Source organism: Bombella sp. ESL0378 (assembly GCF_009725845.1).
Lineage (GTDB): Bacteria > Pseudomonadota > Alphaproteobacteria > Acetobacterales > Acetobacteraceae > Bombella > Bombella pollinis.
Genome location: NZ_WNIF01000007.1, coordinates 239,611 through 265,178, shown reverse-complemented (window position 1 = coordinate 265,178; position 25,568 = coordinate 239,611). Strand labels below are relative to the sequence as shown.

The following is a 25,568-nucleotide window of genomic DNA, read 5'->3' as shown; positions in this document are numbered from 1 at the left end:
AACCAGAAGCTTATCGATTCCATGAGCGATTATGGTCAGAAATCTGCCGACTCTTTGACAGCGGCGTCTGGTGCGTTGACTGATGCGGATATGTCCGCTGAGTCTGCTAAGCTGACCTCCCTGCAGACCAAGCAATCCTTGGGCATTAAGTCCCTCTCCATTGCTAATGGTCAGTCCCAGAACATTCTGTCTCTTTTCCAGTAAGAGGGGGAAGCCTAGCCCTACGGGGCTGGTTCCTTTTGGGTTTGGTTACAAAGAACGCCATCGTGATACCACGGTGGCGTTCTTTTTATGGTAAGATATAATAAATATATAGTTAATAAGGTTAATTCTTTACGTTGTTGTCTAAAATAAAGGTGATTTTTATTCTTTAATGTAAGAATCCTGTAAAATTTCTGTGGTTGTATAGTTCTGTCAACGACTTGCCGTTGCTTTTGATTTAGATGAGCTGGGAGAAAAGACTATGAGTCTTTCCATTAACACAAACACATCCTCCATGGTCGCCTTGGAGACATTGAACACCACACAGAGTGAACTTGCTAAAACAGAGAACGCCGTCTCCACCGGTAAGAAGGTGGCCAATGCGTCTGATAACCCAGCTGCTTTTGGTATTTCCGCACAAATTGGCGGTGATATCTCTGGGCAGAGTGCTGTGAATGATGGGTTGAGCTACGCCTCTCAGATTGTTAGCTCTACCAACTCTGCGGCAAATAGCATCATCAAGGTTCTGCAAGATGTGCAGAATGCTATTACAACGGTGGGTAATAACATTGGGAGTGAAACATCCCTTGGTCAGTTGAATAAAGAAATCACGGGCTACATGAAGTCCATCGATACGATTGCGCGTAATGCGACCACAAAGGGCATCAATCTCCTCTCCGGTGGGACATTGAGCGGCACGACTGATGGGTTGGGCATTACCTCCAATAGCCTTACCTATGTGACGGGCGTGCAGGGTGATACGCAAACATTGACAAGCTATGGCAGCATGATTGGCGCGACCACAGGCTATGGTGTTGGGCATATCTTGTCAGAAATGCTGGGTTTAACCCCCGGTAGTGCTACACCAGGTGTGGACCCAGATGTGAATATCTTCCTCACTGCTACAGCTAATGGTGCACGCCTAAGCGATGCTTATGCGGGGGATCCGAAGCAGGGCGTCGTGAAGATGATTTCGCAGGTGCAGAAAGCTATTGAGGCGATGACAAACGTCACCTCTGACCTTGGCTCCAACCAGAAGCTTATCGATTCCATGAGCGATTATGGTCAGAAATCTGCCGACTCTTTGACAGCGGCGTCTGGTGCGTTGACTGATGCGGATATGTCCGCTGAGTCTGCTAAGCTGACCTCCCTGCAGACCAAGCAATCTTTGGGTATTAAGTCCCTCTCCATTGCTAATGGTCAGTCCCAGAACATTCTGTCTCTTTTCCAGTAAGAGGGGGAAGCCTAGCCCTACGGGGCTGGTTCCTTTTGGGTTTGGTTACAAAGAACGCCATCGTGATACCACGGTGGCGTTCTTTTTATGGGTCATAATTTTTGGAAGATAAGGCAAGTTTTGTGCAGGATAGTTCTATCGGTTTCTCCTCTAACGGGCATAGAGATAACAACAGGCATTGAGATAGTGCCATATACTTTGCCTAGGAGGAAAGAATGAACGCTAAAGACGAGAGAAAATAAGACAAAAATACGCCAATCCCTCATGATGTTTTATTGGCAGCTTATCGGCGGATGAAGACTATTCGTGTTTTTGAGGACCGTCTGCATGAGGATTATAAAACGGGCAGCGTCCCCGGATTTGCCCATCTTTATGCAGGGCAAGAGGCTACGGCAGTAGGGATTTGCAGCCATTTAACAGATGAAGATCAAATTGCTAGTACACATCGCGGGCATGGTCACTGCATCGCCAAAGGGGTGGATGTTATGGCGATGATGAAGGAGATTTACGGCCGCCAAGGAGGCGTTTGCAATGGCAAAGGGGGTTCCATGCATATTGCTGATCTCAGCAAGGGCATGTTGGGGGCTAATGGTATTTTAGGTGCGGGGGCTCCGCTCGCATGTGGGGCGGCTCTGGCTGATAAGCTGGCAGGGAAAGGCCATGTCGCTGTTGTCTTTGGTGGTGATGGCGGTGTGAATGAAGGGGCCTGCTGGAGAGCATGAACCTCGCCAGCGTATGGAAGCTGCCTATGATGTTCGTTGTCGAGAATAATCATTACGCACAATCAACACCGCAGCAAAGAACAACCTCTGTCACGAGTTACGAGGACCGCGCTAAAGGTTTTGGTATGCCCGCCGTAACGGTGGATGGGCCGGATTTCTTTGCGGTTTATCGCACCGCAGGGGAGTTAATTGCCCAGATGCGCGCAGGGCATGGGCCTGTGTTGTTGGAATGTAAGACTGTACGTTTTTATGGTCATTTTGAAGGGGATACGCAGGTTTATCGCCCTACTGGAGAAGTGGCCAAGGCACGGGCGAATCAGGATTGTTTAAAGCGGTTTAGGCATCAAGCCGTACAAGAAGGGCTTAGCTCATCAGAGCTTGAGGCGGTGGATCGTGAGGTCGAATCGCTTGTGGAGGCAGCCAGTGTGGATGCTGGTGGAGATGTTGATTGCTGGGGGGGGGGTGTCCTTGGCGTGACAAAGGGGCTGTATAGTAAATATGGCGACCGCGTTATTGATGCCCCACCAACGGAAATGGCCTATGTTGGGGCTGCCGTAGGGGCGGCACTCTCTGGTGTGCCCGTTGTTGCAGAAGTGCCGTTTATCGACGTTATGGGCGTATGCTTTGTACCAGCTTTTAAACCAAGCGGCGAAGATTCGTTATATGTTTGGCGGCACGGCAGAGATTCCGTTGGTCATCCGCACGATGGTTGGGGCGGGGATTAATGGTGCAGCTCAACATTCGCAAATGTTGACATCCCTTTTTACGCATATTCCGGGGTTAAAGGTCGTCTGCCCGAGCACGCCTTATGATGCAAAGGGGCTGATGATTGAGGCTATCCGCGATAAAGACCCCGTCATTTTCTGCGAGCCTAAAGCGTTTTATGAGATGACAGGCCCAGTGCCAGAAGCCCCTTATACGGTGCCTTTTGGGACAGCACAGCATGTGCGGGAGGGGCGTGATGTGTCGATCATCACCTATGGGCCGATGGTGCCTCGCGCTTTGGAGGCCGCTACGCAGCTTGCTAAGGCGGGTGTCGAGGCGGATATTATGGCGCAGGTGGTCGAAAAGCGGTTCTCTTCTCTTAAATCAGCCCCGCAGATGGTGAGCGCGCCTCACACGCCGGTGCCGTTCTCCCCATTATTGGAGGAAGCCTATATCCCCGGTGCGACGCAGATTGTTGCGGCAGTAAAGCGTGCAATGGGCCATAAAGCATAAGAGGAGGTTTATCATGCCCGTAAAATACCAGCAGGAAACAGCGCAGATTACATGGGAGGCTGCACAGGCTCTTATCGAGGCGGTTCTAAAAGAAGGTGCGGCCCAAAAGATTGCTTTTTCCATCGCGGTGATGGATGCGGGGGGACATTTACGCGCTTTTGGGCGAGCTGACGAAGCGGCCTTTCTGACAGCGGAAATAGCCTGTGATAAAGCATGGACGGCCTGTTCTTTTGGGCAACCAACCCATATATGGAACAGCCTGGTGCAAGAGTCTCACATGGCTCCCCTTGCTAGTCATCCGCGTTTGATGGCTGTTGGGGGTGGGTATCCTATTTTTTATCAAGGCCGCCTTATAGGTGGCCTTGGGGTCTCTGGTGGGACGTATGAGCAAGACCAAGAGGCCGCTGTAAAGGCTTTATCTTTCACGGGGTTTGATAAGCTGTAATCTTATAGCGCAAATCCTATAAAAAGGGCCGCCTCCTATGGGGAGAGCGGCCTTTTTTTGGGGAGGAGGATGAATGTTAGATATTTAGAGATAATCAGCGAGGGACATGTTCTTCGTATCAGCAATAAGCGAGAAGGAGGCTTTGAGCTGAAGATTAAGGTCGGATGAGCGTGTGGCGACCTCAGCAAGATTTGCATCAAGATTGTTGGAGAGTTGGGTCTTTACCATCAATGTAACGCTGGAGAAGATGCCCTTCTGACGGGAGAGTGTGTTTTGTGTCACCCCCATGCTTGTATTCATGTCAATGAGCTGATTGATGGTCTGGCTTAGTGAGCTGTGCATTTGGGTGACAAGTTTTGTAAAGCCGGGTGTTGTTGTGCTCATGCCCTTCATACCGGACATTAACATCATATCGCGCATAAGGTCGCGTATAGGTGAGCCTGTGGAGGTGGCAGAGGCCTGGCCGCCTTCTGTCGCGACAGGAGCGGTTGTGATGATATTATCATTTGGCCCGATGACGGCTGTAGCGCGTAGGGTCGTTGCGTCATCAGCAGAGACGGATAAAGCGGGTGAGAAGACGCTCATAGCGGTACTATTATCGGCACTCGCGGTTGTCGCTTGCTGGAAGATAGTGTCGCTATTCGTGTCAGTTAGGCCAGAGAGCTGCTTAGAGATTGTTTGAGCAAGCGTGCTGCTGGAGAGGCCAGAGGGGGAGGTAACGGGGGCTGCGGCTGTATCATGCCCAGCAAAGAGAAAGCTTGAGCCATCAGATGTGTTGAGGATTGTCCCTAACGTGCTGAGGCCTTTTTGGGCTGAATCCGCCGCGGCGTTTGTTGCTGTGGTGGAGCCGCCTTCGGAGGAGGTCATGTTCAGCAACATAGTGTTGAGGGACTGTGCGAGGTCGGTAATTTGTGTAAAGGCAGTGGAGCCGAGGGAGAGGCGGTTCTGCACAATAGAGATATTGCTTTGATAGCTGTTTAACTCGGAGAGTTTAGGGCTAAGGGTGAGGGCCGCCTGACGGTTGCTTCCTAGCCCTGCAATGCTGGAGGAGATTGTCCCTTGTGAGCTTTGCCACGCGACATCGCTTTGAGCGGCTTCAATTTGTTTAATTCCGGCATTGAGGATTAATTCTGCCCCAGAGGCACCATATTGGCCAACACTCATGCTCATGAGGGGGAACTCCTATTTATGATAAAGGGCGTAAAGAGAGGGGCGGTGTGTTTAATGCACCGCGTTAAGGAGGGTATCGAACATGGTTTGCACCATAGAGACGACTTTAGCATTGGCGGAATAAGAGGTCTTTAAGGCGACAACAGCCGCCATTTGGCTGTTGACATCCACGCCAGAGACACTGGCCACTTTGGTGGAAAGTGACGTTTGGATGGAGGTTGCTGTGCTAAGGTCGCTATTGGACTGGCTAATGGTCTGTGCCTGATTTGCCGTTAGGGCTGTGGCAAGCTGGGTCAGGCTTTGTGCGCCTTCATAGCCTGTGGATTGTTGGCCATCTGGCCCCAAACCGGACATAGGGGCCATGAGGTTATTGGTCACAGAGGAAGGCCCACTCCCAAAAGCCTGATTGAGTACAGCATTGGGTTTGATGTTGGAGTGCTGAAGGCCGGTGAGGTTTTCAGTCAGGCGCGCAGGGGCTTGGAGGTAGCTATCAGAGACAGCAAGCTGAGAGGAAAGCCCAACGAGTCCATTTGGTGCTGTTTTGGTTGGGTCAGAGGAGAGATTTTGTGTCGTCCCATTGCTAAAGAGTGACACACCAGCAGCATTGAAGCGGTTGATTAAGGTGTAGGAGAAGGAATCAAGCTGGGCTTGCATCTGCGGATAGGTTTGGTCGCGCAGTGTAAGATTCGCCCCCAATGTCCCGCCTGTTAGATGGGAGGTGATGTCTTTCCCAGCGAGCATAATGCCCGGCACACCTTTATCACTACCATCTGTGGCGTGATACATGCTGGAGCTTAGCGTGGCATTTTGTGTAGTGAGCGGCCATGTGGAGCTTGGGCCTGTTAATAGCCCATTGGATAAGCCAAGCTGGTCCGGCCGGGTGGGAAGGCTTGTGCCATCTTGTGTGGAGACGAGCATGTCGCCATTGGGCTTCTCGGTAAAACTAACCCCCAATTTGCTAGAGAGGCTCTGCATAGCTTCATAGCGTTTATTGGCAAGGTCTGAGGTATCGGCATGGGAGGAGCGTGCCAACATGATTTGCTGGGAGAGCTGGCCGATCGTTGTTAGGTCGGTATTAATGCCTGAGACGCTATCCGTCACCGCATCCTGCGCACCTTGGCGTTGTGCTTGATAGACGGAGGAGAGCGTATGGATGTTGCTGACTAATGTTTGAGCAGCAGAAATAACCGTTTTTTGGGCGGCACTATCTTGCGGGGTGCTGGTGAGCGATACAAAAGCGTTATTAACATTTTGCAGGTTATTAGTTAGCGTGCCCACTGCTGTGGAGCCATCAGAGCTTGTTGTCGTCCCCTGTACGGAGGAGACAGCCGCTAAGGAGTTGCTGGTGGCTGTGAGGGCTGCAACCTGCGCATTTTGGTGATAGAGTGCATCTTGCAACGCTTGCGATACAACGAGGCGGTTATGATTGGTTGTAACGCCAACGCCCATCCCAGAGACAACCATAGAAGTTGGCGTTGGCGTGGCTGCCACATAACCGGGGGTCGAAGCATTAGAAATATTATCAGATGTTGTTGAAAGCTCGTTCTCAATGGTTTTAAGCCCACTGGAAGCGATATTGAGGGATAGACCGAGACTCATGTTCTTTCTCCCAGAATGAAAAGGCTGGCGTAAAGGCCAATAACCTAGAAAAGCACAAGGTGGGCTTTGATAAGGCTTACCATACGGCGTGAGGGTTACATGAAGTTAAACACAAGGCATATATTTTGCCTAACAATTCCTTAACCTTGCTAGGGGGGTTATGTTGTAGGCTCAGCGGGGATTTTATCAATCGCGTTAAGGCGGCGGGTAAACTCAGTTTGTAAGAGTTGAAAATTAAGGTCATATTCCCGTTGGGTCTTAATCATTGCCGTGGTTTCTTCCACCGCATTGACGTTGCTGGATTCTAACATCCCTTGCCGAATCTCTTGGGTGGGGACGTTTTGTAGCTCCGTTGTGGGACGAAAAAGATGATTACCTTCAGCATGGAGCGTATTAGGATTCTCCACTGTAGCAAGGCCTAATTTAGCGATAATGCCTTTTTCGGTAGAGATGGTGCCATCAGCCCCAATGCCGAGGGGGAGAATCTGCTCATCAGCGTTGAGCGTGATAGGGCGGCGTTGATCATCCAACACTGGGTCCCCTGACGAATCGACAATCGTACCATCCTCACCACGATGGAGCTGGCCATTGCGGGTAAGGCGGAGTCCTTGTGGTGTACGGACCACAAAATAACCCGACCCATTAATAGCTAGGTCTAGCGGGTTACCTGTTTGGCGTAATTCGCCCTGAAGTGTGTCTAAATAAGTAGAGCGGTCTTGGCTATAGGTTAGGACTTTCTCCCCATTGACCAAATCGGCCCCATGTTGGCGGGAGAGATAGTCGGAAAAGAGGACACGATGCTCCTTAAAGCCATCCGTGCTGCTATTGGCCAGATTGTTCGTGGTGACCTCAAGCCCGCGTGTGAGGGCATCAATACGGGCTAGTGCAAGATAACCGGTTATGTCCATGCCGAACGTCCTTATAAAGGCTATTTATGCCATATTGGGCGTTTTAATCGCATTATTATGGCCTTATGTAAAGCTCCTATAGGCTTTTTGTTGGTATATGGCTTTAATTTAACCTTGATAAAGCTACCTAATTAAGGACTTATTCATGATGTGTTCATATAAATATCCTTGATAAAAGGAACTTCTCTGGTTTATGAGAGGGCATAGTAATGCGTTTATTGTGCTTGCCATGGCGATGGTGGCAGAATCTTTAAGGATGCCCATTTATGCTGAGATCACTCGATGTTGCCGCGACAGGGATGCAGGCCCAGTCCACCAATGTGGAAACCATCTCCCACAACATCGCCAATATGACGACTACAGGCTATAAAAGACGCCGGGCGGAGTTTCAGGACCTTATCTATCAAGACCTCCGCCGGGTCGGGACGATGAGTTCTGATACTGGTTACCGCGTGCCAGCCGGGGCGCAGGTTGGTTTGGGTGTGCGTACCGCAGCTATTTACCGGATTAACGAGCAAGGTAGTTTGGCTCAAACCGGTAATGCGTTGGATCTCGCAGTAGAAGGGCGCGGTTATTTCCGTATTCTATTGCCGAATGGGGAATATGCCTATACGCGCGATGGGACATTTTCTCTCTCGCAAGATGGGGCGATTGTGACGGCAGATGGCTATCCTCTTACGCCGAATATTTCGATCCCTAATAATGCTGAAAACATCACCATCGACCAAACTGGGCAAGTGCAATACACGCTCTCTGGTCAGGCGAACTCCCAAGTAGCGGGGCAGATTCAGCTTACGACTTTCCAAAATGAGAATGGTCTAGCCGCTATGGGGCAGAACCTCTTTACCGAGACAACATCCTCGGGGGATCCTATTATCGGTAACCCAGAGACGACCGGTTTTGGGACAATTCGGCAGGGGTTCGTTGAGGAATCCGCTGTAAATGCTGTGACGGAAATTACGGACCTTATCACGGCACAACGTGCTTATGAGATGAATAGTAAGAGCATTACCGCCTCTGATGAGATGCTCCAGACCTTAACAAATCTGCGTTAAGAGCGGGGCTATATGCAGGGGCTCTGTAAGGTGAAGATAGGTGGGATGAAGGCGATTGCAGCATGTCTTTGCCTTGGTGCGGGGTGGTTTCTGCCTCATACTATGCTGGCGGCAACATTGCGTCCTTCTGGGGTTGTGCATGGGGCGTCCGTTTATCTTTCTGATGTTTTTGAGGGGTTGGAGAGCGGGCAAGATCGCCTCCTTGGCCCAGCCCCTGCGCCGGGGAAAGCCATTACGATTGGCGGGAGCCAGCTTATCGCCTTAGCGGATCAATATGGAGTGGATTGGGATGATCAATCCTCCTCTGCGAGTCTGACTCTTACACGGGCTGGTCATGTGTTGGGGCGGGATGATTTTGCCGCTTTGGTGCGTAAAATGGTCGCACAAGGTGAGGGTGCGGGTAGTGTCGTGGTGGAGATTGCTAGTTTCACGCCCGTTATGGTGGATGAGGGGGAAGCGGACCCTATTACGCTCTCTAATTTTGAGTGGGACCATAAAACAGGTCGCTTTACCGCGCTGGCTCAGCCTTCTCATCCTTCTGGTACGGCAGGAGCGGATAGCTTTACCGTGCGCGGGAGTATTCGCCCCGTACAGCCTGTGATGGTGTATGACCACGCATTGCCATCAGGCCATATTATTCAGCAAGATGATATGCGGATAGACCCAGCCTTTACCGGCACGGTGCCCCCATTAGCACGCTCTTTGCCAGAGCCAGAAAAGATGATTGGCATGGCCTTGGTGCGGACTGTCGGGGCAGGTCAACCTGTGGAAGCAACAGATTTACGGCGTGCCATTCTTGTCCATCGCGGAGACCCTGTTTTGTTGAGCTACAACAGCACGGGCATCCGTCTCACCGCGACAGGCCGTGCGTTAGAAGATGGTGGCAGTGGGCAATTTGTCCATGCGCTTAATCTGGGTAGTCGTATGATACTGATTGGCCGGGTCAGTGCCTCGGGCGAGATTAGGGTTGATGCGTCCTCTACAGCCATTCCTCCTGATTCGGAAGAAGCGCGTAGGCTGGGGATTAACACCATGATGCTTGATGGAGGAAGCCGCCCATGATGTCCTTATGGTCAAAGCGGGCATGGCTGCGCGTGGGTGTGGTACCTGGCCTTTTAGTGGGGTTGAGTGGGTGTTTAGGGGTTAGCGGGATGAGCGAAATGGGCCATCTCCCGCGTATGACGCGGACGGCTGACCCCACGCAAGCCCCCGATTATCGGCCGATTACTATGCCTAGCCCGCCGCTTCAGGCCCCACCGACAGAGGTAGGCAGTTTATGGCGGCCGGGGAGCCGTGCCTTCTTTAAAGACCAGCGTGCCGCGCAAGCGGGGGATTTGCTTACGGTGAAGATTCAGGTTGCTGATACAGCTAATGTCACCAACAACACCACGGCATCCGGTAGTGCATCAGAGGTTTTTGGGATTCCAAGTCTGTTTGGCTTTAAAGGTAAGGCGTTATCTCACCTGACGAGTGCTGATGCGCTTGATACGAGCAGCTCTAGCGCGAATACCGGGGCGGGAACGATTCGGCGTATTGATACGGTGACGCTCACATTGGCCGGTGTCATCACGCAGGTTTTGCCTAATGGTAATTTTGTCGTTGTGGCCCGCCAAGAAGTCCGCGTGAATGGTGAGCTAAGGCAAATTATGGTGAGTGGTGTTGTCCGACCACAGGATATCTCTGAAGATAATGTCGTTACGCATGACCGCATTGCTGAGGCGCGCATCTCTTATGGCGGGCGTGGTCAGCTCTCGCAATATCAACAGCCGCGTTATGGGCAGAAGGTTTTAGAGAATGTCTTGCCTTTTTAAGGGGATATAAAAGGACATTATTAAGGTTTATGGCCTATATAAGGCTTACACATTGCGATATGGCATTTTATGCCATAATCATGGCTTGTGTAAGATGGTTTAGATGGCGTGGAATGGCCGTTATGGGGAAGGGGAGAGAGTAAATGTCTGAAAGCAAACAAAGAGAAGGCTTTATTCCAGCAGGACTTGTTGTGCAGTCGCTGCGTGGTGTCGTGGAGGGGAGCCTGCATATTGCTGGTGATGTTGAGCAGGCGGCCCTTCAAGCTGAGCATATTTGTCTTACCGAGAGTGGCACCCTAAAAGACGGCCAGATTGAAGCACAATCAGTGATGATTGACGGGTACGTTACGGGGGTGACTTTCACTACCCCTCGGCTAACGGCTGGTGCTAATGCGCGTATTTCTGATTGTGTGATTGAGATGGGAAGCCCAACAGGCTGTGCTATCCATGAGGATGCAAGCTTTGAAGGGGATGTCCGTATTTCCGTTTCCCGTAAGGGTGGGGGACAGCAGCGTCCTGACACCCAGAGGGAAGGGCAAACTGTTGTAGCGCATGATGAGGCTCATCTTGTCATCCCCGGTGATGATGAGCCAGACCCTCATTGGGCGGCAAAAACCCCAGATATTAGCGAGGCGGAACAAGACGCCGAGATTCCATTGGGGGGCTAATGGCGGGTGTGTGCTTTCAGCAATCCCGGCGACTGCGTTATGTAAGTGGCTTTGCTGCCTTATTTTTATGTGTTGGTATGCTCTGGCCCTCGCCTGCTAAGGCAGCGGGGCTAGATGGCGTCCCAGACCATGATACAGAGCAGCAAATGCAGGAGCAGCAGCGTATTTTTGCAGCAGCGCGTAAAGCGTTGGAGCTGCGGATGCATGTGCTGAATCAATCAAAAGCGGCTTTTTCGGAGACGGTGGATAATCATAAGTTGGTCCCTCAAGAAGCTGTGGCACGCTTGGTTGGTATTTATGAGGTCATGCGCCCTAGAGAGGCGGCTGCGGTCTTTGATGTTATGGACCCGCATGTCTTGATAGCCATAGCAGCCTCCATGAATACGCGTAAGCTCTCCGGTATTATGGCGCATATGACGCCCGATAGGGTGAATCTTGTCTCGCAATATTTAGTGGGTGTGCGGCATTTTCATCATCCTGCTTTAGCGATTCCTGTTGTGGCAGGGGATGGGGCTTCTGCTTCGGGGTTGAATGAGGCCCCCGCAGCCGATGCAGCAGAGCGTGTGCATTATGAGGCGGTACCCCAGAGCGGGCCGCTTTTACCATCACGGCAATAATGAGGGGATAATGCAGGAGAAGCGAATCATGGGGCAGTCTTGTTCATTATCACGCTCGTGGAAGGCGATGTTTGTGCTTATGCCTACCTTAGTTGGGCTTAGCGCATGTGCGCCAGATTATCTGGCTAGCAAGATGACAGGGCGGCAGTGCCAAGCAGGTTATTTGGAGGAAGGGGAGGATTGGTGCGCCCCACCAGAACGCACCCCGCCTCCGCAGCCTTATTGTACGCAGAGCTGGAATGGTGTGGATTGTTGGGCACGGCCAGAATTAACGCCGAATATGGCTCATGAGACGTATGAAGGGCCGCGTGGTTTGACGCCAGAGCAAAACGCTAATCGTCTTATGATGCCCGCTAAGAAGGTGCCGCCTAGCACACAATATTTTGCACCGTAATCAGGTGTAAAGGCATACACCGATAATTAACCTTATATAGGCTTTACATTGGGCTATAGTGAAGGTTAGTTAGGACATGAGAGCGATAGTCTTGCCATAATTATTGTGGCTTATATGGTAAATCCGGTAGCGGGCTTTGCTGCTTCCGGCGTAAGAGCAGCAGGTAGATACCCGTTATATGCAGTTTAGTAAGCTCCGTTTGCCGCAGATTATAGAAGGGTTGAAGAGCCTTGGCCGGGTAAGGCTTATTGCTCTTGGGGTCGTAGGGGTGATGTTGTTGCTCTCCCTTGGGGTAATTGCTTTTCATAATCGTACCTCCTCTATGTCCCTGCTCTATGGGGATTTAGAGCTTAATGAAGCCGCCGAGATGGTGGATGACCTTGCCAAGGCGCATATCCCTACTAATACAGGGCCGGATGGCCGTACCTTGTATGTGCCGACCAACAAGGTGGCAGAGGCGCGGCTTCTATTGGCCAAGGCGGGTCTGCCCGGTGGGGGGATTGTCGGGTATGAGCTGTTTGATAAAAGCGGCACGCTCACCAGCACGCAGTTTGAGCAAGGCATAGACGAGACACGCGCTTTGGAAGGCGAGTTGGAACGCTCCATCCGTCTCATTCACGGTGTAAGGAATGTGCGTGTACATCTTGTTTTGCCTCATCGTGACTTATTTTCTACGGAGACGAACCCATCCCAAGCGAGTGTGATTTTGGATGTGGGGCGTACTGGAGCAGTATCAGAGGATGCGATTTCCGCGATTCAGAACCTAGTGTCTGCAGCAGTACCGGGATTAAAGGCGCATGGTATTTCCATCGTGGATACGCGGGGGGATGTTCTAGCACGTCCCGGAGACCCAGATAGTCTTGCAGGCCAAGAATCGTCTTTAGAAAAGCAACGTCATGCTGAGGAGCAGCGTCTTGCGCAAGCGGTGGAGGATATTCTTACTCCTACATTAGGCATGGGCCATGTGCGGGCACGCGCGGCTGTGACGATGAATACGGACCTCATCCATGAGACCGATGAATCGTACGATCCGAATGAGCAAGTCTTGCGCTCCCAAAGCACGAGTACGGATAAGAGTGCCAATACGGAGGCGAATCAGAATACCAGCGTTGGCAATAACCTTCCTAACGCAAATGCAGGGCAGAATAACCGGACAGGCTCCAGCGAGGAGCGGACGGATGAGACGAATAATTACGAAATCGGCAAGCGGACGCGCGTTATTAATCAGACACGCCCGCGTGTGTCGCGGATTAGTCTTGCTGTGCTGGTGGATGGGACTGTTACGGCTGATAAAAACGGTAAACCATCATGGAAGCCTTTGGATGAAGCTGAGGTTAAACGCCTAACCCAATTAGTGCAGACAACCATTGGCTATGACAAGACACGCGGTGATGAGGTCAATGTTGTTTCAATGCCATTCCGTGTTGATGGTGGGACAGACCTTCCGCATGAGGAGACACCATTCTTTACCAGAGAGAAGATTATCTATCTGGCGGAATGGATTGTTCCCATTCTCTTGCTCCTCGGCGCGGCGGCAATGCTCTTTGGGCCTATTCTACGGCGTGTGCGTAAGGGGAGCGAAGCTGCTGCTGCACAAAATGCTGCTGCGATGGATGCTACAGCGGCCCCCGGTATGGCAGAGGGTGAGGCCAAGCCAGATGATGCCGTAGACCGTGGTGATCGCATCAGCGTTGAGGGTGTGGAAGGGAAGATGCGCCGAGAGGCCCTCGCGCGTGTTGTTCAACGTGTTGAGACGAACCCTGATGATGCCGTTGCCGTCATTCGTAATTGGTTAGCTGAGCCAGAGCCAACCAAACCAGTGGCAGAGAGTTAAGGAGGGCCATCATGGCAGAGCAAATGATGAATGGCGGGTTGGATGCCGCTGCCGGTCAATCCGAGACAGCGCGCCCCGGGTTAATCGCGGCGATGAAGGGGAGCGAGAAAGCCGCTATTTTGATGCTCGCTCTAGGCCAAGAGCGTTCAGCGCGTATTTTTCGTTCTTTGCAGGAGGATGAGGTGCGCGACATTTCCAAAGCGATGTCCGTTTTGGGGATTGTACAGGCGGATCGGGTTGAAGCTGTTTGTAACGAGTTTGCAGAGAAATATTCGAGCGCAGATGGCTTTGTCGGCAGTTATGAAACGACAGAAGATTACCTTAAACGCGCCCTTCCTGCTGAAGTGGTCGAGAAGATCATGGAGGATATACGCGGCCCATCAGGGCGTAGCGTATGGGCCAAAATGGGCAATATGCCCGAGGCCACTTTGGCAAATTATCTGCGTAATGAACAACCGCAGACCGTGGCGGTTATCCTTAGCTATATCGCTCCAGCGCATGTGGCGCGTGTGCTTACGCTTTTCCCTGAGGAGTTCGCTACTGATGTAATTATGCGCATCCTCCATATGAGTCCTGTCAGCAAGGATGTGCTGGAGAGTTTGGAGATGACCCTCCGTAAGGAGCTGATTATGGCCTTTGGACGGTCCACCAAGCGCGATAGTTATGCTTTCGTGGCGGAGGTGTATAATAACTTCGATCGCAAAACGGAGGCTTCCCTCACGGAGAAGCTTGGCCTGTTGAGCGAAGAAGATATGGAGAAGGTGAATCAACTGAAGTTCACCTTCGATGATATCAAGCGTCTCACCCCTGATGACATGATGCGCGTCATGGCAGCGATCAATCGCGATGGCGAGGCAAAAAGTCGGCTGCCCTTGGCCCTTAAAGCGGCCAATCAGACTGTGCGGGAGTTGTTCTTTAAATGCATGTCTAAGCGTGCTGCGGGCCTCTTGGAGGATGAGATCCGCGGCATGGGGGCTGTGCGTTTGCGTGATGCAGAAGCCGCACAGATGGAGCTGATTGTGCTCATTAAAGGTCTGGCGAATGATGGTGAAATTGATATTTCGCCTTCCTCCTCTGAAGATGAAATCATCGAGTAAATCTGATGAGCAACATCACACAGCAGGTTGCTCCGCCCAAGCGGTGGAGTTTCAGTGAGAGTTTGGAGGATTTTTCCCGCCATGAGCATGACGTGGTGGGAGAGGTGCTTGATGATGAGGAGGAGGAGCCAGAGCCGAGCATTACGCTCCACCCTGATGAGTTGGAACGTCTTAAAGCTGAGGCTTATCAGCAAGGTTATCGCCAAGGTGAGGGGGATGCCGTGCAGAGCTTGAGTGATGAGATGGCAAACTCTATCGCGCAGGTCTTAGCGTTTATGGAGGAGGAGGAGACCCACCGTAATGCCAAGATGATGCGGCTTGCAGAGCAATTTGTGGAGGGGGTGTGCCGGGTTGTTGAGCAGCTTTTTGCGGGAGATCTCTCACAAACAGGGTTGCGCCATCAGCTTGCTGAGGACGCCGCCTTATTGGTGGCTCAATGTGAGGGCACCATCACTCTTGATTGCGCTAAGGCTGATGAGCCAGCCCTTCGCACCGCTCTTGCCGGGGCGAAGGATGTTGCCATTACGGCAGAAGCCGAGCGCAAAGCCGGTAGTGTAGCGATTTCGGCCGCGCAAGCGCGCATCACGTTGGATGAGAGCCAATGGGCAGAGGCCGTGCGGCATCGTGTCGCAGAAGCGGTGGAGGCACTCATCAGGCTGGCTCCTGTAAGTGAGCAAGAGGCCGTGCAGGATGTAGAGCCGCATATAGTACAAAAAGAAGGAGAATAAGCATGGCAGATGAGACAGAGACCAACCCTAATGCGACTGCCCCTCAGCCTGATGATAAGCAGGCCTCTGGTGGTGTTGATTTGTCCGATTTTTCGTCCGAGGTAGCAGAAGAAGGCGCAGAGCGGGCCGGTAAATATTACGATAGCGAGCAGGAAAAAGCCCGTGACCGTGAGGCGATTCTTGATGTTCCTGTCAAAATTACAGCCGTGGTGGGCGATGTTAAAATGCCCGTGCGGGACTTGGTACGCCTTGGCCGTGGGGCTGTTGTGCCGCTAAATCGTAAATTAGGGGCCTCGATTGATATTTACGCCAATGATCGGCTGATTGCTCGTGGGGAAATCACCATCATTGAGGATGATAATATCGCTGTGACGATGACGGAGATTATGTCGTCATCAGCCAGTGCGTAAGGTTTCGTCCGATTATGACACCAGCACCAGTTAGTGGGGTTCATGGTTCTGGGGCGATGATGCAGGCTGTTATGGGGTTTCACATGAATCCCGTATTAGCGTTAGGGCTTGTTGTGGGGCTTATTTTCATAACGCCGTGGTTCTTACGCCGTATGCGCCACCGTATGCCTCGCTTATTGCAGGTAACTGAAGCGGCCCCGGAGCGTGCTTTAAAAGTGCAAGATGCCGTACCTTTGGGAGCAAAACGAACGCTTTTTTCTGTCGCTGTAAAAGGCCCGGAAGGGCAGCAGGCCACAGCGGTGATTCTTACAGGTGGCCCAACAGACCTCTGTATTGGCTGGTTAGGCGATGGCCCAACCCAGCCTTTAAAGGACATTGCTCCTCTTAAAGAGAGCGCATCAGAGACAGCGTAATAGCCAGAGAGATGAGAGGCGTAAGCGTATGAACCAGAGTGATAAAGGTCGCTTTGCCATGATGAAGGCTGCCAAACAGCATAAGCCGATAAAACGGAGCGTGATATGTGGCATCATGGCTTTGTGTGGCGTGGTGATAGGTGGCGTGTTGTTATGTGTGGCAGCGCATCCAGCTTTTGCACAATCCATCACTTTTGATATGGGTAAAGGCGGTGGCATTGGCGAGGCGGGGACGACAAGCCGTCTTGTCCAGCTTACGGCGATTGTGGGGTTTCTTTCCCTCGCACCGAGTTTGCTGGTGATGATGACGGCTTTTACGCGGATTATCATTACGCTGTCGCTTTTACGTAGTGCCATTGGTGCGCAGGGGACACCGCCTAATATGGTGCTGATTGCGCTGGCCCTCATTCTCTCCTTTTTTGTGATGCAGCCCACATTGGAACGCTCTTGGGAGCAAGGGATAGAGCCGCTGATGGATGGCCGCGTTGATGAAATTGCAGGCTTGCAAGCAGCGGCAGAGCCGTTCCGCGATTTTATGATTCGCAATGCGCGGCCTAATGATGTGGCTATTTTCTATCATCTCGCTGGTGTTAAGCCAGAGGCAACGCCAGTGGAGGGGAAGGATGGTACCCACACCACCACGGTGCGGCCGCCTTGGCGGGTGATTGTCCCAGCCTTCATGGTAGGGGAGCTAAGCCGTGGTTTTGAGATGGGCTTTTTGCTCTATTTGCCCTTCTTGGTGATAGACCTTGTGACATCTAGTGTGTTGATGAGCTTGGGGATGATGATGCTTCCCCCGCCGACCATCTCTTTGCCGTTTAAATTGATTTTCTTTGTATTGGTGGATGGCTTCCAGATGGTCTCTGGTGGTTTAGTCCGCAGTTTTGGTGGGGGGTAACGCCCCCCTTTTATATCACCCCGGTAAGACGAGCAGCCGACGGGCAAGAATAGCCGGGGTGAGTTGCGTAAAGCCCTCATTGATAGAGCCGGAATAACTCCCATAGGTTAAAGATAAACCACAAGCCGCCGCGGTAATGATGCTACCAATACGCCCGGCTTGCTCCATACGGCTGGCAATGAGTGAATCCGCCCCACAATGATGGAAGGCCGCAGCAATATCAGTGCTTTCTTCTGGGTCCATCCCCGCTGGGACGACTAATGAGAGGCGTGCTTTTGTACGGTCTATCACCTCACGCATTTCCGTCATGGCTGTGGGGGAATAGACACAAAGCCCCGGTAAATCCACCAGAATGATGCGGTCTTGGCCGTCAATCTCCTCGGGGTCCATGCCGCCATAGGCTTTGACCAACTCTAGGTCACAACCACGCAGAATCGAAGCCAGTTTGATGTAACTGCCGGGGGTGCTATCGCAGGCTAAAACGAGGGGCTGGCGGAGTTTACCTTTTGATTGCCGCGCTTGGCGGGCATAGCGTGCGGCTAATTTAGCAAGGGTCAGTGATTTGCCAGAGCCAGACGCCCCGCCCAAAGCGAGCGGAATACCAGGTGTTAAAGGCAGCGGGGCAAAGTGAATAACACGCTCTAACCCTTCAGCAAGGCTGCTACCGGCCATTGCGGTGATAAGCTCTTGGGGGATGGAATGCCAAGCGAGAATCTCTGGGATACTTAGCGCATTAGAGGGGAGAACAACATCGCCCGTCTCTACTGGCTGTGTGGTGTGCTGATCGGTTGAAGAACGGGTCATGAGCGTGATCCAGTTAAAGGAGAGGGTGGTTTATAAGGGTATCAATAGGGTTAGGTCACTGTGGCAACCGTGCGGATGCGCGTACGGGGGTAGATTTCTGCTTGCGCCATAACCGCAACAGAGGGGCGAATACGGTCCACAATCATTCGGACCGAATCCCGTGTTGCTGAGGTGGTTACGATGACGGGCATCTCTCCCAAAGTAGCCGTTTGGTCGAAGGTTTGGCGTAGAGCAGTGACAAAGCGGTCCAGCATGGCAGGTGGCATGGCTAAGGTGCGGTCATCGCCTTTGCCAACAGTGTTATTTAGGATGTTATTCTCCCAATCTGGGGAGAGTGTAATCATAGAGATGCAGCCTGAAGGCCCAACATAGCTATTGCAGATTTGTCGGGAGAGGCGAATACGGACATGGGCTGTGAGGGCTTTAATGCCCTTTGCAGCGAGAGCGTGGCCTTCTTGAATGCTTTCCAAAATTGTGGGCAAATCACGGATGGAGATGCGTTCTTGCAACAAGGATTGCAGGACACGTTGTACAGTGCTGAGTGAGACTTGCGAGGGGATGAGGTCATTGACCAGTTTTTGCTCCTCTGCGGGGAGGTCATCCAGCAAGGCTTGCGTAGCGGTATAGGTGAGCAAATCGCCTAGATTTTGGCTTATGGATTCGGTGAGATGGGTGATGATGACCGTCACCGGGTCCACAACTGTATAGCCTTGGTCTGTTGCTTGTTTTTTTAAATTTGGGTCAATCCATATCGCGGGGAGATGAAAAGATGGCTCGGTGGTTGTTTCACCGGGTAATGTTGGTTGGCCGTCTTTATGGGTAGGGCAGATCGCCAGTAGATGATTAGGCCGTACTTCCCCCGAGGCAATATCAATCTCTTTTAACTTAATGACGTAGCGATCTGTGGGTAGTTGGATATTATCTTGGATGCGGACTGAAGGGGTAATAAACCCCATATCCGTTGCCATTTTGCGCCGTAAGGCTTTGATTTGCCGCGTAATCTGGGCGTCATCCCCGCTGGCAAGGGGGAGCAAGCCAAAGCCAATCTCCAACCGTAAAAGATCGATTTTGAGGAGTTCGGTAATGGGTTGTGTGGTGGGGGCTGCTGGTTGGGTCAGGTCAGGCTCGTCCTCATTACGTTTGGGCGTTTTATAGCGGACCCATGCCCCAACCCCTGCCGCGATAGAAATCATGAGGAAGGGAAAGGCAGGCAGGCCCGGCATGAGCGCAAAAACAGCGGAGAGTGTTGCTGCAATCGCCAGAGGTTTTGCATTGCCGCCTAATTGACGGAACAAGGTGACATCGGCAGAGCCATCCGTCCCGCCTTTGGTGACGACAATACCCGCAGCAAGGGAGACAAGCAAAGCTGGGATTTGAGAGACTAACCCATCACCAATCGTGAGGGTGGTGAAGGTCTGCGCTGCTTCGCTGATGGGCATATTATGGCGCAGCACACCAATGGTTAGCCCTCCTAGAATATTGATGGCGGTGATGAGAATCCCCGCAATCGCATCATTGCGGACGAATTTAGCCGCACCATCCATAGCCCCGTAAAAGGAGCTCTCTTCTTCCAACTCTTTTCTTTTGCCACGCGCAACGCGCTCATTAATAGCTCCGGAGGCTAAGTCGGCATCAATGGCCATTTGTTTACCGGGCATAGCATCGAGGAAGAAGCGGGCAGAGACCTCCGCAATACGGCCCGACCCTTTGGTAATGACCATAAAATTGACAACAAGCAGGATGCAGAAAACAATCCCGCCAATCACTACATCATTACCCATGAGGAAGCCGCCAAAGGAGGCCACAACATGGCCTGCGGCATAGGCCCCCTCATTGCCATGGCTAAGGATAAGCCGTGTCGTTGCGACCTCTAAAGAGAGGCGGAACATGGTGGTGAGCAGCAAGAGGGTGGGGAAGGATGTAAAATCCAAAGGTCGCTCTAAAAACAACGCCACCATCAGGATGAGGACAGAAGACGTAATGGAGAGCGATAAGCCGAGGTCGAGAATCATCGTCGGTAAGGGGACGATGAGGATAGAGATGAGCAGAATCACCCCTAAAGCGAGCAGAATATCCGTCCCCGGTAGGCGGGTGGAGAGGGAGGAGGCAACCCCGCCTTTTTTAAAGAGGCTCATCGGGTTGCGTAATAGGGAGGTAACAGCCCCACTCATGTGATGTACCCCGCTCTCATTTTGGGGGACAGGTTTATGTGTTGCTCCATCAGCATGAGCAGAGGAGGATTGAGTGGTGGGAGAGGGAGTGGGCATTGTCATCCTGGCTGATTATAGGGCGATGAACGATCCTCCCTCAGAGGGGACGGAAACTCTTTTAAAGGCCTTTTTAAAGTTAAATCTTATTCTTGGTATAGAATAGCCATTAAGTCCTTACGCAGCAAGTTCAATTATGGCATAATTATGGTCTAATGAGTTCATGTATAAGGTTGGATGTGGTTTAGGCCATAGAGGGAGGAATGTTATGACAATGGTGGAGCAACATAATGGTGCAAAAGGGCCTCCCTCTCCGTCCCAAAGTGCGCTGCCTGAGGGGCTAACGCCAGAGGCTTTGACGCTTTGTTGCAAAGAGCTTTACGCTATGGGTCAAGGGGTACAAGCTACGAGTCTTGCGATACAGGCAGCACAGGCTAGTCAAGATATTCCGGTGCTTTTAGCAGCAGGGCTTTTTCTTACCCAACAGACAGCGCATCATGATGTTGCTGTAGCGATTTTTCGCAAAGCATTGCTGCTTTTGCCACAGGGTCATGCTGTTTTGGCCTCCCTGCAAGGGGAGTTGAAATTATGCCTTGCCGGGGCTTTGATGGCAGCGGGTAAGCGTGATGAATCCATCGGCCTCTTTATGGAGATTGCGCAGAATTACCCTGAACATCGTCTTTTTGCAGGGGAACATATCTCCATGGGCTTGTTAGAGGCAGGCTTAGCAGACCAAGCCGAGCGTGTTTTGGCGGTATGGTTACAAGAGGGGCCGCCTTCTGTTGCTCTCTATAATAATATGGGCTGCGCGTTAGAGCGGCTTAACCGCTCGCGCGAGGCGATGGTTTATTATCAAAAGGGGATAGAGCTTGCCTCGCGTGATGAGGATGTCTCTTTTGGGTATGCGATGGCCTTGCTTAAAGCTGGAGCATATGAGGAAGGGTTTGCGCGTTATGTGCGGCGCGTGCCGCGTATGCCTAATCTTTCATGGTGGTTTTATAAGGATTTGCCGCGTCTAACGCAGGGTGTGCCTTTAGCAGGGAAGCGTATTCTCTTTTATCAAGAGCAAGGTTTAGGGGATACGATACAGTTCATTCGCTTTTTGCCAGAGATTGCCCGTCAAGCAGGGCATATCACTATAGCGGCCCTTCCGCCTCTAGCTCGTTTGTTGGCCGAGACCTATCCCATGGTTGAGGTCTGTTTGGTAGCGGAGCTTTTAAAGACGCCAGAACGGGTTAAAGAATATGATACGTCTTGCCCTATTCCAGACTTACCTTATCTGTGTGACCTCAAATCTCCTGCGGCGTTGCCACCCTTTACCCCTTATCTTGCTGTGCCGTTAGAGCGGCGGGCACATTTTGCACAAATTGTAGAGCGCGTGATTGCCCAGCAAAGGGGTGTTCAGGCTCAAGAGCTAGAGACGCGGCGTCTGCGTGTAGGCCTAGTTTGGGCAGGTGATGCACGGACAAGCGCGCAAGACGTGGCCTCTGATAAGCGGCGGTCGAGCAGCTTTGCGGAGATGATGGCCGCTTTTGGCACGGTTGAGGCGGATTTCTTTAATCTACAATATGGCCCACGGCGTGGTGAGCTTGTGGGGGTAGAGACGCCGCAGCCCGTCTATGACGTGATGGATGAAGTACAGGATATGGCCGATACGGCAGCGTTGATGGAAGCTCTGGACCTTATAATTTCTGTCGATACAGCACCGTTGCATCTGGCAGGGGCGTTAGGACGAGAGGTGTGGCTTGTGAGCCGTTGGGATGCGTGTTGGCGTTGGGGTGATGAAGGGGAACGGACCCCATGGTACCCGACAATGCGTATTTTCCGTGCCCAAGAATTATCCTTTGTTCCTGTCTTGCAGGAGGTTGGTGCAGATTTGCGCCAGCGTGCCATGGCTATTTAAATGGCTGTTTAATAGGCAGGAATATAAGGCATAGCCGCCGTGCTATGGACAGCCATCGCCCGATAAGCGGCTAGATTGCGCCCATTTTGGGAGGTTTTAAGCCGTTGATGAGGCGGTGGCGGCATTGTCGGGCGGAAAAGCCCTCGGAAAGGCCGGAAGGGGCGATGTGTGTTTAGGTTATTAGCAGGTGGCGGGTTTGTCGCCTCGGTTGTCTGAGGTGCCATCGCTTGGGGTGGATGGGCGTGGCGTTGGGCGAGGAAGGCATTTGCCCCGGTCCCTGCATGGTTAATGCCACTTCCTACAGGCATATCCCCTGCTTGACGAATGATGAAAGGGCGATACGGGGCGGTAGCGGGCCTAGGAGCTATGGGCGGTTTTGGTCCCGTGTGTGGCATACTATGTGGTGCGGGGCTGATATTGGGGGCGGGGTCGCCTTGGGGGATGGCCCATTGCTGGAGGACATGCTCAAGATAAGGTGTGCCATTGCTGGCAATCTGGGAGTGATATGCCGCTACAGCCCGTGGCCAACTGCCTGTTTGATCGCGCATTCTTTGGAGGAACATCCCCGCATAACGGGCATTATTATAGGGGTCGAAGGCAATCTCTAAGGAAGGGAAAGCCGTAGGGTGATGGAGGAGATTAACCTGCATGCATCCGACATCAATAGAGGTTATCCCTTGTTGTTGAAAGGCTTTCACCGCGGCGATGGCTTCCTCCCGGCTGGCGTAAAAATGCCCGCTCCCTGCTGCGTTAATGCTCCATGGCCAGGGGAGGAGTGCCCCCTTATTATCGGGGCGGCCTGTTTCAACACGGCTGATGGCCGAGAGGAACCCATCCGGTAAGCGTAAGGCACGCTCAACTTGCGCTGTAGCATCGCTGCATAAACGGGATTGGCTACGCTCTAAAGGAGGGGAGGCTGTTTCTGCCCGAAGGGGTATTAGTGGGGAAAGGAGACTCCCCCCTAACAATAACATGCTGCAATAACGTAAAGAGAGAGAAACAGACATGAGGCTAGCCATGGTAAGACAGGCAGGGAGAAAAGCCCTTGCCCTGCTTGTTGGAGGAATGGTCTTTCTTTATGTCTTTATATAAAGAAAATGATGCGCTATTTTAAGGCTTATAATTGAATATTTTCCTTGTATATTCTTCTCTCAAGGTTAGATTGGGCGGCAGGAGGCTATGCCTGATGTTTTTGAAAAGCTGTTGTGGGGGATTATCCCAGCGGATAAGAGGGGGATGGTCCGTCCGCCGCTATGCTCTTTTAGTGGCTTGTGCGTATGCGTTTTTGGGTGCGTGGTGGGGTGGCCCCGCCTATGGCTCGGTTGTACGCATTAAGGATATTGTGGATTATGAAGGCGTACGCGACAACCAACTTGTCGGGTATGGTCTTGTTGCCGGTCTTAATGGCACAGGCGACCGCCTGACCAATACGCTGTTTACGCGTGAGACGTTGATTGGCATGCTCAACCGCCTTGGCGTGAATATCCGCGACAAAGCCATTCAGTTACAGACACATAACACGGCTGCGGTGATGGTCACAGCGACATTGCCCCCCTTTGCTCATGGTGGTAGCCGGATTGACGTAACAGTCTCCGCCGTGGGGGATGCCCAAAGCCTGACAGGCGGGACGTTGATTGTAACGCCTCTACAAGCGGCTGATGGTGAGGTTTATGCTGTTGCACAAGGCTCTTTGGTGACAAATGCCTTTACCGCACAAGGCCCCGGTGCAACGGCAACGCGTAACGTCCCAACAAGTGGTCATATTGCTAATGGTGCGGTTGTGGAGCGTGAAGTACCTGTTCTTTTAGGGGCGGGTGGTATTATCCATTTAGCGTTGAAGAACTCTAACTACACGACTGCGGTGCGAATTGCGGATGTCATTAACCGCCATATGGGGCGCGGAACGGCCAGAGTGGATGACCCACGGACCGTTGCAGTGAATCTCGCAGGGCGGAATGTGTCAGAAGCGTTGTATGAGATTGGGGATTTAACCGTCACACCTGATACAATGGCGAAAGTGATTGTCGATGAGGCTGCCGGTACGATTGTGATTGGTGAGAATGTTCGCATCACGACTGTTGCTATCGCACAAGGTAACCTCACCGTGCAGGTGACGAACACGCCAGAGGTTGTTCAACCCAATGCTTTTGGTGGGGGGCAGACAGCTGTTGTGCCACGAACACAGATCAATGCGACAACAGACCGTGAGCATAAGATGGGGATTCTCTCTGATGGGCCGTCTTTATCCAATTTGGTGACGGGGCTTAATGCCCTTGGTGTTGGCCCGCGCGATATGATTAGCATCCTGCAGGCAATTAAGGCTGATGGAGCTTTGCAGGCTGAGCTTGAGGTCCGCTAAGGGGAAGGGCGCATTATATGGATGTTTCATCAACAATGGCGGCGCGTTTTGCTGTTACAGCTCATACAGCTAAAGCGCAGCCCTCTCCGGCTGGTTCATCCGCTATGGAGGATAAGACGCGTAAAACCGCCCAGGATTTCGAGGCGATGGCTCTTGGTGAGATGTTACAGCCGATGTTCGATACGGTGGATAATTCTGCCGCACCTTTTGGTGGTGGTAATGCAGAGAAGCAATTTCGCTCTATGCAAGTGTTGGAGCTTGGCAAGGAAGTTGCCCGAAGTGGTGGGGTTGGGATTGCTCATCAAGTCTATGGTCGGATGAAAGAGATGCAGGAAAAAGCGGCTCATTCTCCCCAGGTAGGGCATAGTATGAAGGGGCGTAAAGGATGAAGAGGCTAAGGCTTGGTCAAGCCCTTCGTAAAGTTGCAGGGCATTTCTCAGGGCGCGACCTTACGGCAAAAGAGACATTTTCTTTCACGGCTCTCATTCGTGCTTTTACCGAGGCAACGGAAATTATGATGAAGGAAAATCACCTGCTGGAAGCGGAGAATGTGACAGAAGCAACGGCTTTACTGCCAGAGAAAACCGCACGGATCGAAAAATTGTCCACTCTGGTAGAGCAAGCGCGGCGAGCGGGGGTAGGGGCTGAGAATTTGCCCGCAAGTTTCCGACAAGTGCAGAGCCGTTTTGCAGATATTGCCGCGCAAAATCGTGTTCTTCTCCAACGGGCTGTAGTGACGCAAGAGGCGGTAATGCAGTTTTTGGTAGAGAGCGCAATGGAAGAAAGCCGCCATGGTTATGGGCGGACAGGAGAGGCCGGGGCGGATACATCCCGCGCCAACATCTCCCTTAATAACCGCGTTTAATAGATGAC

The 25,568-nt window shown here is 52.1% G+C and carries 26 protein-coding genes and 1 pseudogene; 21 read left to right on the top strand and 6 right to left on the bottom strand.

What is annotated here, in order from left to right; genetic code table 11:
* The 5 genes and pseudogenes from GM556_RS06465 to GM556_RS06445 all read left to right on the top strand — a co-directional run.
* Nucleotides 1–204 (top strand): flagellin (locus tag GM556_RS06465; RefSeq protein ID WP_255446359.1); only part of this gene is annotated, 204 nt, incomplete at its 5' end.
* Nucleotides 205–463: 259 nt separating this feature from the next.
* On the top strand, nt 464–1,435 hold the full coding sequence (locus GM556_RS06460; protein WP_155573728.1) for a flagellin: 972 nt from the start codon (nt 464–466) through the stop codon (nt 1,433–1,435).
* A gap of 293 nt (nt 1,436–1,728) precedes the next feature.
* Nucleotides 1,729–2,591 (top strand): annotated as a pseudogene (locus tag GM556_RS08620) (thiamine pyrophosphate-dependent dehydrogenase E1 component subunit alpha); the annotation flags it as partial.
* 229 nt (nt 2,592–2,820) lie between these two features.
* A complete protein-coding gene (locus tag GM556_RS08615; protein WP_196424780.1) occupies nt 2,821–3,375 on the top strand; it encodes an alpha-ketoacid dehydrogenase subunit beta in 555 nt (184 codons plus the stop codon).
* 13 nt (nt 3,376–3,388) lie between these two features.
* Nucleotides 3,389–3,820 carry a heme-binding protein gene (locus GM556_RS06445; protein WP_155573726.1) on the top strand — a complete coding sequence of 144 codons (432 nt, stop codon included), beginning with the start codon at nt 3,389–3,391 and terminating at the stop codon, nt 3,818–3,820.
* 84 nt (nt 3,821–3,904) lie between these two features.
* Here the strand turns inward: GM556_RS06445 and GM556_RS06440 are convergent, their stop codons facing one another.
* The 3 genes from GM556_RS06440 to flgF form a co-directional block, all read right to left on the bottom strand.
* Nucleotides 3,905–4,990 (bottom strand): flagellar biosynthesis protein FlgL, encoded by a 1,086-nt coding sequence (locus tag GM556_RS06440; protein WP_155579594.1) that lies wholly within the window; start codon nt 4,988–4,990, stop codon nt 3,905–3,907.
* Nucleotides 4,991–5,041: 51 nt separating this feature from the next.
* The gene (gene flgK, locus GM556_RS06435; RefSeq protein ID WP_155579593.1) at nt 5,042–6,589 is read right to left on the bottom strand and encodes a flagellar hook-associated protein FlgK; all 1,548 of its coding nucleotides are present in this window, start codon (nt 6,587–6,589) and stop codon (nt 5,042–5,044) included.
* A 158-nt stretch (nt 6,590–6,747) separates the two neighbouring features.
* Nucleotides 6,748–7,497, bottom strand: a complete 750-nt coding sequence (flgF, locus tag GM556_RS06430) for a flagellar basal-body rod protein FlgF (protein WP_155573723.1) — start codon at nt 7,495–7,497, stop codon at nt 6,748–6,750.
* Between the two features lie 266 nt (nt 7,498–7,763).
* On the opposite strand from flgF, the gene flgG reads away from it, so the two are divergent.
* From flgG to fliP, 12 genes are all read left to right on the top strand, one after another.
* On the top strand, nt 7,764–8,552 hold the full coding sequence (gene flgG / locus GM556_RS06425; RefSeq protein WP_099026928.1) for a flagellar basal-body rod protein FlgG: 789 nt from the start codon (nt 7,764–7,766) through the stop codon (nt 8,550–8,552).
* A gap of 12 nt (nt 8,553–8,564) precedes the next feature.
* On the top strand, nt 8,565–9,614 hold the full coding sequence (gene flgA, locus GM556_RS06420) for a flagellar basal body P-ring formation chaperone FlgA (RefSeq protein WP_155579592.1): 1,050 nt from the start codon (nt 8,565–8,567) through the stop codon (nt 9,612–9,614).
* On the top strand, nt 9,611–10,363 hold the full coding sequence (gene flgH, locus GM556_RS06415; protein ID WP_155573721.1) for a flagellar basal body L-ring protein FlgH: 753 nt from the start codon (nt 9,611–9,613) through the stop codon (nt 10,361–10,363). Before flgA ends, flgH begins: the two co-directional genes overlap by 4 nt.
* A gap of 143 nt (nt 10,364–10,506) precedes the next feature.
* The gene (locus GM556_RS06410; RefSeq protein ID WP_155573720.1) at nt 10,507–11,031 is read left to right on the top strand and encodes a polymer-forming cytoskeletal protein; all 525 of its coding nucleotides are present in this window, start codon (nt 10,507–10,509) and stop codon (nt 11,029–11,031) included.
* Nucleotides 11,031–11,648: a MotE family protein gene (locus tag GM556_RS06405; protein WP_155579591.1), complete on the top strand. Its 618-nt coding sequence runs from the start codon at nt 11,031–11,033 to the stop codon at nt 11,646–11,648. The genes GM556_RS06410 and GM556_RS06405 overlap by 1 nt, the downstream gene beginning before the upstream one ends.
* A 28-nt stretch (nt 11,649–11,676) precedes the next feature.
* A complete protein-coding gene (locus GM556_RS06400; protein ID WP_155573718.1) occupies nt 11,677–12,042 on the top strand; it encodes a hypothetical protein in 366 nt (121 codons plus the stop codon).
* A gap of 178 nt (nt 12,043–12,220) precedes the next feature.
* Nucleotides 12,221–13,876, top strand: a complete 1,656-nt coding sequence (gene fliF, locus GM556_RS06395; RefSeq protein ID WP_230873314.1) for a flagellar basal-body MS-ring/collar protein FliF — start codon at nt 12,221–12,223, stop codon at nt 13,874–13,876.
* A gap of 11 nt (nt 13,877–13,887) precedes the next feature.
* Nucleotides 13,888–14,973 carry a flagellar motor switch protein FliG gene (locus tag GM556_RS06390; RefSeq protein ID WP_196424621.1) on the top strand — a complete coding sequence of 362 codons (1,086 nt, stop codon included), beginning with the start codon at nt 13,888–13,890 and terminating at the stop codon, nt 14,971–14,973.
* 5 nt (nt 14,974–14,978) lie between these two features.
* Nucleotides 14,979–15,701, top strand: a complete 723-nt coding sequence (locus GM556_RS06385; RefSeq protein WP_155579590.1) for a hypothetical protein — start codon at nt 14,979–14,981, stop codon at nt 15,699–15,701.
* A 2-nt stretch (nt 15,702–15,703) separates the two neighbouring features.
* Nucleotides 15,704–16,111 (top strand): flagellar motor switch protein FliN, encoded by a 408-nt coding sequence (gene fliN, locus GM556_RS06380; protein ID WP_155573716.1) that lies wholly within the window; start codon nt 15,704–15,706, stop codon nt 16,109–16,111.
* Between the two features lie 14 nt (nt 16,112–16,125).
* Nucleotides 16,126–16,524 (top strand): hypothetical protein, encoded by a 399-nt coding sequence (locus GM556_RS06375; RefSeq protein WP_155573715.1) that lies wholly within the window; start codon nt 16,126–16,128, stop codon nt 16,522–16,524.
* A gap of 115 nt (nt 16,525–16,639) precedes the next feature.
* On the top strand, nt 16,640–17,422 hold the full coding sequence (fliP, locus tag GM556_RS06370; protein ID WP_099027056.1) for a flagellar type III secretion system pore protein FliP: 783 nt from the start codon (nt 16,640–16,642) through the stop codon (nt 17,420–17,422).
* A gap of 15 nt (nt 17,423–17,437) precedes the next feature.
* Here fliP and GM556_RS06365 read toward each other — a convergent pair whose 3' ends face one another.
* Together GM556_RS06365 and flhA are read right to left on the bottom strand one after the other, a co-directional pair.
* Nucleotides 17,438–18,226, bottom strand: coding sequence for a hypothetical protein (locus tag GM556_RS06365; protein WP_155579589.1), 789 nt, complete (start codon nt 18,224–18,226; stop codon nt 17,438–17,440).
* Nucleotides 18,227–18,276: 50 nt separating this feature from the next.
* A complete protein-coding gene (gene flhA, locus GM556_RS06360; RefSeq protein ID WP_155573756.1) occupies nt 18,277–20,361 on the bottom strand; it encodes a flagellar biosynthesis protein FlhA in 2,085 nt (694 codons plus the stop codon).
* A gap of 340 nt (nt 20,362–20,701) precedes the next feature.
* On the opposite strand from flhA, the gene GM556_RS06355 reads away from it, so the two are divergent.
* Nucleotides 20,702–22,336, top strand: a complete 1,635-nt coding sequence (locus GM556_RS06355; RefSeq protein WP_196424779.1) for a tetratricopeptide repeat-containing glycosyltransferase family protein — start codon at nt 20,702–20,704, stop codon at nt 22,334–22,336.
* Between the two features lie 8 nt (nt 22,337–22,344).
* Here GM556_RS06355 and GM556_RS06350 read toward each other — a convergent pair whose 3' ends face one another.
* Nucleotides 22,345–23,343 (bottom strand): lytic transglycosylase domain-containing protein, encoded by a 999-nt coding sequence (locus GM556_RS06350; RefSeq protein WP_155573713.1) that lies wholly within the window; start codon nt 23,341–23,343, stop codon nt 22,345–22,347.
* Nucleotides 23,344–23,522: 179 nt separating this feature from the next.
* Here GM556_RS06350 and GM556_RS06345 point away from each other — a divergent pair, with 179 nt between their 5' ends.
* From GM556_RS06345 to GM556_RS06335, 3 genes are read left to right on the top strand one after another with little or no spacing between them, the layout of a single operon-like run.
* On the top strand, nt 23,523–24,695 hold the full coding sequence (locus GM556_RS06345) for a flagellar basal body P-ring protein FlgI (RefSeq protein WP_155573712.1): 1,173 nt from the start codon (nt 23,523–23,525) through the stop codon (nt 24,693–24,695).
* Between the two features lie 17 nt (nt 24,696–24,712).
* Nucleotides 24,713–25,084, top strand: a complete 372-nt coding sequence (locus GM556_RS06340) for a rod-binding protein (RefSeq protein ID WP_099026915.1) — start codon at nt 24,713–24,715, stop codon at nt 25,082–25,084.
* Nucleotides 25,081–25,560: a hypothetical protein gene (locus tag GM556_RS06335; RefSeq protein WP_155579587.1), complete on the top strand. Its 480-nt coding sequence runs from the start codon at nt 25,081–25,083 to the stop codon at nt 25,558–25,560. Before GM556_RS06340 ends, GM556_RS06335 begins: the two co-directional genes overlap by 4 nt.
* The last annotated feature ends 8 nt before the right edge of the window (nt 25,561–25,568 follow it).

What these genes read in the sequence shown, in the direction of transcription:
- fliN (WP_155573716.1), top strand. Translation starts at nt 15,704, where the DNA reads ATGGCAGATGAGACAGAGACCAACCCTAATGCGACTGCCCCTCAGCCT.
- GM556_RS06400 (WP_155573718.1), top strand. Translation starts at nt 11,677, where the DNA reads ATGGGGCAGTCTTGTTCATTATCACGCTCGTGGAAGGCGATGTTTGTG.
- GM556_RS06350 (WP_155573713.1), bottom strand. Translation starts at nt 23,343, where the DNA reads ATGTCTGTTTCTCTCTCTTTACGTTATTGCAGCATGTTATTGTTAGGG.
- GM556_RS06385 (WP_155579590.1), top strand. Translation starts at nt 14,979, where the DNA reads ATGAGCAACATCACACAGCAGGTTGCTCCGCCCAAGCGGTGGAGTTTC.
- GM556_RS06445 (WP_155573726.1), top strand. Translation starts at nt 3,389, where the DNA reads ATGCCCGTAAAATACCAGCAGGAAACAGCGCAGATTACATGGGAGGCT.
- GM556_RS06405 (WP_155579591.1), top strand. Translation starts at nt 11,031, where the DNA reads ATGGCGGGTGTGTGCTTTCAGCAATCCCGGCGACTGCGTTATGTAAGT.
- GM556_RS06390 (WP_196424621.1), top strand. Translation starts at nt 13,888, where the DNA reads ATGGCAGAGCAAATGATGAATGGCGGGTTGGATGCCGCTGCCGGTCAA.
- GM556_RS06365 (WP_155579589.1), bottom strand. Translation starts at nt 18,226, where the DNA reads ATGACCCGTTCTTCAACCGATCAGCACACCACACAGCCAGTAGAGACG.
- GM556_RS06345 (WP_155573712.1), top strand. Translation starts at nt 23,523, where the DNA reads ATGTTTTTGAAAAGCTGTTGTGGGGGATTATCCCAGCGGATAAGAGGG.
- GM556_RS08615 (WP_196424780.1), top strand. Translation starts at nt 2,821, where the DNA reads ATGTTTGGCGGCACGGCAGAGATTCCGTTGGTCATCCGCACGATGGTT.
- GM556_RS06340 (WP_099026915.1), top strand. Translation starts at nt 24,713, where the DNA reads ATGGATGTTTCATCAACAATGGCGGCGCGTTTTGCTGTTACAGCTCAT.
- flgG (WP_099026928.1), top strand. Translation starts at nt 7,764, where the DNA reads ATGCTGAGATCACTCGATGTTGCCGCGACAGGGATGCAGGCCCAGTCC.
- flgK (WP_155579593.1), bottom strand. Translation starts at nt 6,589, where the DNA reads ATGAGTCTCGGTCTATCCCTCAATATCGCTTCCAGTGGGCTTAAAACC.
- GM556_RS06355 (WP_196424779.1), top strand. Translation starts at nt 20,702, where the DNA reads ATGACAATGGTGGAGCAACATAATGGTGCAAAAGGGCCTCCCTCTCCG.
- GM556_RS06440 (WP_155579594.1), bottom strand. Translation starts at nt 4,990, where the DNA reads ATGAGCATGAGTGTTGGCCAATATGGTGCCTCTGGGGCAGAATTAATC.
- GM556_RS06410 (WP_155573720.1), top strand. Translation starts at nt 10,507, where the DNA reads ATGTCTGAAAGCAAACAAAGAGAAGGCTTTATTCCAGCAGGACTTGTT.
- flhA (WP_155573756.1), bottom strand. Translation starts at nt 20,361, where the DNA reads ATGAGCCTCTTTAAAAAAGGCGGGGTTGCCTCCTCCCTCTCCACCCGC.
- flgA (WP_155579592.1), top strand. Translation starts at nt 8,565, where the DNA reads ATGCAGGGGCTCTGTAAGGTGAAGATAGGTGGGATGAAGGCGATTGCA.
- fliF (WP_230873314.1), top strand. Translation starts at nt 12,221, where the DNA reads ATGCAGTTTAGTAAGCTCCGTTTGCCGCAGATTATAGAAGGGTTGAAG.
- flgH (WP_155573721.1), top strand. Translation starts at nt 9,611, where the DNA reads ATGATGTCCTTATGGTCAAAGCGGGCATGGCTGCGCGTGGGTGTGGTA.
- fliP (WP_099027056.1), top strand. Translation starts at nt 16,640, where the DNA reads ATGGCTTTGTGTGGCGTGGTGATAGGTGGCGTGTTGTTATGTGTGGCA.
- GM556_RS06460 (WP_155573728.1), top strand. Translation starts at nt 464, where the DNA reads ATGAGTCTTTCCATTAACACAAACACATCCTCCATGGTCGCCTTGGAG.
- GM556_RS06375 (WP_155573715.1), top strand. Translation starts at nt 16,126, where the DNA reads ATGACACCAGCACCAGTTAGTGGGGTTCATGGTTCTGGGGCGATGATG.
- flgF (WP_155573723.1), bottom strand. Translation starts at nt 7,497, where the DNA reads ATGGACATAACCGGTTATCTTGCACTAGCCCGTATTGATGCCCTCACA.
- GM556_RS06335 (WP_155579587.1), top strand. Translation starts at nt 25,081, where the DNA reads ATGAAGAGGCTAAGGCTTGGTCAAGCCCTTCGTAAAGTTGCAGGGCAT.